3 protein-coding genes and 1 pseudogene are annotated in these 6,328 nt (G+C 73.8%); all 4 read left to right on the forward strand.

The window, feature by feature from the left end:
- Nucleotides 1–966, forward strand: a pseudogene (locus SSNG_RS21365) (serine/threonine protein kinase); the annotation flags it as partial.
- A 114-nt stretch (nt 967–1,080) separates the two neighbouring features.
- Nucleotides 1,081–2,715, forward strand: coding sequence for a serine/threonine-protein kinase (locus tag SSNG_RS21370; protein ID WP_007265967.1), 1,635 nt, complete (start codon nt 1,081–1,083; stop codon nt 2,713–2,715).
- A gap of 148 nt (nt 2,716–2,863) precedes the next feature.
- Nucleotides 2,864–4,495: a succinic semialdehyde dehydrogenase gene (locus SSNG_RS21375; protein ID WP_007265968.1), complete on the forward strand. Its 1,632-nt coding sequence runs from the start codon at nt 2,864–2,866 to the stop codon at nt 4,493–4,495.
- 9 nt (nt 4,496–4,504) lie between these two features.
- A complete protein-coding gene (locus SSNG_RS21380; RefSeq protein WP_007265969.1) occupies nt 4,505–6,304 on the forward strand; it encodes a GMC family oxidoreductase in 1,800 nt (599 codons plus the stop codon).
- Nucleotides 6,305–6,328 lie beyond the last annotated feature (24 nt).

Genomic DNA, 6,328 nt, shown 5'->3' on the forward strand with positions numbered 1-6,328 from the left:
GCCGAGCCGCCCGCCTTCGCCGAGGACTGCGGCCCGCTGCGCCCGGTCGTGGAGTCCCTGCTGCGCCAGGACCCGGCCGAGCGGCCCGACTTCGAGGAACTGCGCGGCTGGCTCCGGTCGCTGATCCGCTCCGCCCCCGAGCCCGACGGGGACTTCGCCGGGCTCCCGATGCCCGAGCCGGACCCCGCCCGCCTGCCCGTCGTACGCCGCCGCGGCGATCTGCACGGCCGCCACCGCAACCCCGCCGCCCCCCGCAGGCCGCGCTCCCTCGGCCGGTTACTGCTGGTCGGCGTACTGGTCCTGCTCACGGGCGGGGTGGCGTACGCGATGCTCTTCCTGCCCCGCGCGGCGGACTCCGGCCGGCAGCCCACGGCCGCCCAGAGCCCGGCGGCGTCCGCCCCCGGCCCGGGCAGCCCCCAGCAGGGCCCGGCGTCCAAGCCGGCGCAGACCCCCGGCCGCACCCCGGGCGGAGCCCCGGAGTCCAAGCCCGCCCCGCAGGGCGACGCGCCCGCGCCGGAGGGCTACACCGTCCAGCAGGACCCGGCGCACTTCAGCATCGCCGTGCCGAACGGCTGGGAGCGCCAGTCCCTCAACGAGGCCGGGCAGGTGCGCTACACCCAGGGCCAGTTCACCCTGATCGTCGTGCCCGGCCGGGACCGGGTCGAGGGCGGCGATCCCGATCCGCTGGGCTACCAGAAGGACAAGGAGCCCGAGCTGGCCCCGTACCGAAACTCCACCTGGGCGTCCGGCGGGGACGTGAAGTCCACCAGGGTCGGGCAGCAGTTGCGGGTCACGGGCCGCTACACCTGGATCGACGCGGCGGGCCGGTCCCTGTTCGCCCGCAATTTCGTCGTCGCGCTCGGCGGCGCGTACCACGTCGTGATGGTCACGGGCCCGGAGGACAACCAGGACAAGGTCACCGACGTCTTCGAGAAGGCGACGGCGAGTTACAAAGCGGGCGGCTGACGGGCGGTCAGTACGGCGATTGCGTCACAGTGCTGTCCTATGGGCCCCGCCTTGTTCCGGCAGCGCCCGCAGGCTCCGTAATCTGACGTGGAGTGCACAGAGCGGCGGGAATTCGTGGAACAGCAGACAGGCGCGGGTGCGGTGCTCGCAGGCCGGTACCGGCTCGTGGAGCCCATCGGCAGCGGGGGCATGGGGAAGGTGTGGCGCGCGCATGACGAGCTGCTGCACAGAACGGTCGCGGTCAAGGAACTGACGGCGGGGCTCTACGTGTCCCAGGCCGACCGGGAGGTCATGCACGCCCGCACGCAGAAGGAGGCGCGGGCGGCGGCCCGGATCCAGCATCCGGCGGTGGTGACCGTCCACGACGTGCTGGAGCACGACGACCGGCCGTGGATCGTCATGGAGCACATCGACGGCCCGTCCCTCGCCGAGGCGGCCAAGGCCGCCGGCCGGATCGAGCCCCGCGAGGCGGCCCGGATCGGGCTGCACGTGCTGGGCGCGCTGCGCGCCGCGCACGCGGTCGGGGTGATGCACCGGGACGTGAAGCCGGGCAACGTGCTGCTGGCCAAGGACGGCCGGGTGCTGCTGACCGACTTCGGGATCGCCGCGATCGAGGGCGACTCGTCGATCACGCGAACGGGTGAACTCGTCGGTTCCATCGACTACCTGGCCCCGGAGCGGGTCACGGGCGGTGCCCCCGACCCGTCCTCCGACCTGTGGTCGCTGGGCGCCACCCTGTACACGGCCGTCGAGGCCCGCTCGCCGTTCCGCCGGACCTCGCCGATCTCCAGCCTCCAGGCCGTCGTGAACGACGAGCCGCCCGTGCCCCGCCAGTCCGGCGCCCTGGGCCCGGTCATCACGGCGCTGCTGCGCAAGGACCCGGCCGAGCGGCCGTCGGCCGCGGAGGCCGAGCGGATGCTGCTGGAGGCGATGGAGGGCCGCGAGCCGAAGGCCGCCCAGGCGTACGTGCCCACGCGCGCGGTGACCGACGAGGAGCGGGCCTCCGCGCAGGCGGCCCCCGCCCCGGCCCCCGTCCAGGCGCCGGAGCCCGCGCCCGCCCCGGCCGCCACCACCGCCCTGCCCGAGCGGCCCACGGCCCCCGCCGGTCGCCCGCCCGGCCGGCTGCGGCGGGTCGCCGTGGTGGCCCTGGTGGCGGCGCTGCTCGGCGGCGGCGCCGTCTTCGGGCTGCTGAAGTACACCGGCGACGACGGGGAAGCGGACAAGGGCGGCGGCTCCGACAAGAACACGAGCTCCACGGGCGGGCAGGCCGGCCAGAAGGCCGCGGCCCCGCCGGCGGGCTGGAAGAAGGTCACGGACCCGGAGGCCGGCTTCACGCTGTTCGTCCCCGACGGCTGGACGCGCCAGGTGAACGGCAACCAGATCGACTACACCGGAGACGACGGCAAGCACTACATCCGGATCGCCGCCGACCCCACCCCGGACTTCAAGGACCCGTACGCGCACGTGCTCGACCTGGAGAAGCAGGTGGCGAAGCGGACGGACTACAAGCGGCAGAAGCTCGACCCGAACAACTTCCGGGGCACCACCCTGGCCGTGCTGTGGGACTTCACGTGGACGGAGAAGGGGGTGCACGCGGGGCCGCGCCGGGCCATCGAGCAGATGTACTACGCCCCGGACGGCACCGAGTACGCGATCTACATGACGGGACCCGTGTCGGACTGGGCCACGACCCGCCAGCGGTTCGACGTCGTGCTCAGCGGCTGGGAGCCGGCCGGGAAGGGGAGCTGAAGCCCTCCCGTCCCCCGGCCGCCCGTCCCCCGGCCACCCGCCCCCGCCACCCGTCCCCGGCCACCCTGCCAGCTATCACTGGCAGATTTGGCAAAATCCGGTTACCCACGGGTACCCAAAGGCCCGCCCGCCCAATACGCTCACCGCCATGACGGACTCGCAGGCCCCCGCCGCCACCCTCCGCTCCGCACCGCAGCCCACCAACCCGGTCGCCCCGGCCCCGGCAGGTGCCCGCACCGCCGCCGACGTGGTGACCCCCGCCCTGGTCACCCGGCTCACCCGCGGAGTGATCGGCTCCGGCCGGACCGCCAATCACACCCCCTTCACCGGGGCCGAGCTGGCGGACCTGCCCGAGGCCACCCCCGAGGACGTGGCCACCGCCTTCGCGAAGGCCCGCGCCGCCCAGCCCGCCTGGGCCGCCGTGCCCGTACGCAGGCGGGCCGCCGTCCTGCTGCGCTTCCACGACCTGGTCCTCGCCCGCCAGTCCGAGGTCCTCGACCTCATCCAGCTGGAGACCGGCAAGGCCCGCCTGCACGCCCACGAAGAGGTCCAGGCCGTCGCCGTCGCCGCCCGCCACTACGGCCGCAAAGCCCCCTCGTACCTGCGGCCCAAGGGCCACACCGGCGCCATGCCGACCCTCACCAAGGTGACCGAGCTGCGCCAGCCGCGCGGGGTCGTCGGCCAGATCGCCCCCTGGAACTACCCCCTCGAACTCTCCGTCGGCGACGCCCTGCCCGCCTTCGTCTCGGGCAACGCCGTCGTCATGAAGCCCGACACCGAGACCGCGCTGACCGCCCTGTGGGCCCGAGACCTGCTCATCGAGGCCGGACTGCCCGCCGAGGTCTTCCAGGTCGTGCTCGGCGACGGCCCCGTCGTCGGCCCCGAGGTGGTCCGGCACGCCGACTACGTCTCCTTCACCGGCTCCACCCGCACCGGCCGTGAGGTCGCCCAGGGCGCGGCCGCCCGCCTGGTCGGCGTCTCCCTCGAACTCGGCGGCAAGAACGCCATGCTCGTCCTGCACGACGCCGACGTCGAGAAGGCCGCCGCCGGCGCCGTCCGCGCCTGCTTCTCCTCCGCCGGCCAGCTCTGCATCTCCATCGAGCGGCTCTACGTCCACGCCTCCATAGCCGACGCCTTCGTCGAGCGCTTCGCCGCCCGCACCAAGGCCATGCGGCTCGGCGCCTCCCTCGCCTACGGCGCCGACATGGGCTCCCTCGTCGGCGAACGCCAGCTGGAGACCGTGCAGCGGCACGTGGACGAGGCCGTCGCCAAGGGCGCCACCCTCGTCGCCGGCGGCACCGCCCGCCCCGACATCGGCCCGCTCTTCTACGAGCCCACCATCCTCGACGGGGTCGAGGCCCCCATGTCGGTCTGCGCCGAGGAGACATTCGGCCCGGTCGTCTCCATCTACCGGTTCACCGACGAGGACGAGGCCGTCGCCCAGGCCAACGCCACCCCCTACGGCCTCAACTCCAGCGTCTGGACCAAGGACGCCCGGCGCGGCCACGCCGTCGCCGCCCGGCTGCGCACCGGCACCGTCAACATCAACGACGGCTACGCCCCCGCCTACGGCAGCGCCCAGGCCCCCATGGGCGGCATGAAGGAATCCGGCCTCGGCCGCCGCCACGGCTCCGAGGGCATCCTCAAGTACACCGAGGCACAGACCGTCGCCCACCAGCGGCTGCTCCCGATGGCGCCCTCGCTCGGCATGGACGACGAACAGTACGCCCGCTTCATGACGAGCAGCCTCAAGGTCCTCAAGGCCCTCCGACTGCGCTAAGGGGAACCCGTGCAGCACGACAGCGACTCTGCGTACGACTACGACGTCATCGTCATCGGATCGGGCTTCGGCGGGTCGGTCTCGGCGCTGCGCCTGACCGAGAAGGGCTACCGGGTCGGCGTCCTGGAGGCGGGACGCCGCTTCGCCCGCCAGGACCTGCCCCGCAACAGCTGGGACCTGCGCAACTACCTGTGGGCGCCCGCCCTCGGGCTCTACGGGATCCAGCGCATCCACCTGCTCGGCAACGTGATGGTGCTCGCCGGCGCCGGGGTGGGCGGCGGCTCGCTCAACTACGCCAACACCCTGTACGTGCCGCCCGCCGCGTTCTTCGAGGACCGCCAGTGGGCCTCCATCACCGACTGGCGGGCGGAACTCGCTCCCTACTACGAGCAGGCCCAGCGGATGCTCGGCGTCCGGCTCAACCCGACGCTCACCCCCTCCGACGTGCACCTGAAGGCCGTCGCCGAGAGGATGGGCGTCGGGGACTCCTTCCACATGGCCCCCGTCGGCGTCTTCTTCGGCGACGGCGAGGACGCCGCGGGACAGTCCGAGGCCCGCCCCGGCCAGGAGGTGCCCGACCCCTACTTCGGCGGTGCCGGGCCCGCCCGCAGGGCCTGCACCGAATGCGGCGAGTGCATGACCGGCTGCCGGCACGGCGCGAAGAACACCCTGGGCGAGAACTACCTGTACCTCGCGGAGAAGGCCGGGGCCCAGATCCGCCCCATGACCACCGTCACCGCCCTCTCCGAGCACCCCGACGGCGGCTACCGGGTCCGCACCGTCCCCACCGCCGACCGCCGCAAGGGCCGGGCACAGGTGCTGCGCGCCCGGCACGTGGTCGTCGCGGCGGGCACGTACGGCACCCAGACCCTGCTGCACACCATGAAGGACCTCGGCGAGCTCCCGCGGATCTCCGCCCGGCTCGGCGACCTCACCCGGACCAACTCCGAGGGCCTGGTCGGCGCGCAGACCGACGACCGCCGCTACCGCAGGCGGCACGGCGCCGGGGCCCGGGCGGACTTCACCCGGGGCGTGGCCATCACCTCGTCCGTGCACCCCAACGCCGACACGCACATCGAGCCCGTCCGCTACGGCAAGGGCTCCAACGCCATGGGGTTCATGACGATCCTCCAGGTGCCCCACGCCAGGCACCGGGTGCGGGCCTGGTTCGCCCGCACCGCCACCCACCCGGTGCAGCTGCTGCGCTCCCTGTCGAACCGCCGCTGGTCGGAGCGGACCATCATCGGCCTGGTCATGCAGTCCCTGGACAACTCCCTGACCACGTACCGCAAGCCCGGCGGCATCGGCAAGGGCCTGCTCACCGCCCGCCAGGGCCACGGCGCGCCCAACCCGGTGCAGATCGCCGAGGCCACCGAGGCCGCGACGCTGCTGGCCGAGGAGATCAACGGCTTCCCCGGCAGCAACGTCGGCGAGCTGATGGGCACCCCGCTGACCGCGCACTTCCTCGGCGGCTGCCCCATCGGCGCCTCCGCGGAGGAGGGCGTGGTGGACCCGTACCACCGGCTGTACGGGTACCCGGGCATCTCGGTGGTCGACGGCTCGGCGGTCTCCGCCAACCTCGGCGTCAACCCGTCCCTGACCATCACCGCGCAGGCCGAGCGGGCCATGTCGTACTGGCCCAACAAGGGCGAGGCGGACCGGCGGCCCGCGCAGGGGGAGGCGTACCGGCGGCTGGAGGCGGTGGAGCCGGTCAGTCCGGCCGTGCCCAAGGAGGCCTTCGGCGCGCTGCGGCTGCCGTTCCTCGCGGTCCCCGAAATCCCGCCCAGGCAACCGGAACCGGAGCACTGACCCCCGGGAAGACGACCGCGGCGG

The organism is Streptomyces sp. C (assembly GCF_000158895.1).
Lineage (GTDB): Bacteria > Actinomycetota > Actinomycetes > Streptomycetales > Streptomycetaceae > Streptomyces > Streptomyces racemochromogenes.

Bases quoted from the DNA above. Each gene is read 5' to 3' on its own strand.
- SSNG_RS21375 (WP_007265968.1), top strand. From the start codon at position 2,864: ATGACGGACTCGCAGGCCCCCGCCGCCACCCTCCGCTCCGCACCGCAG.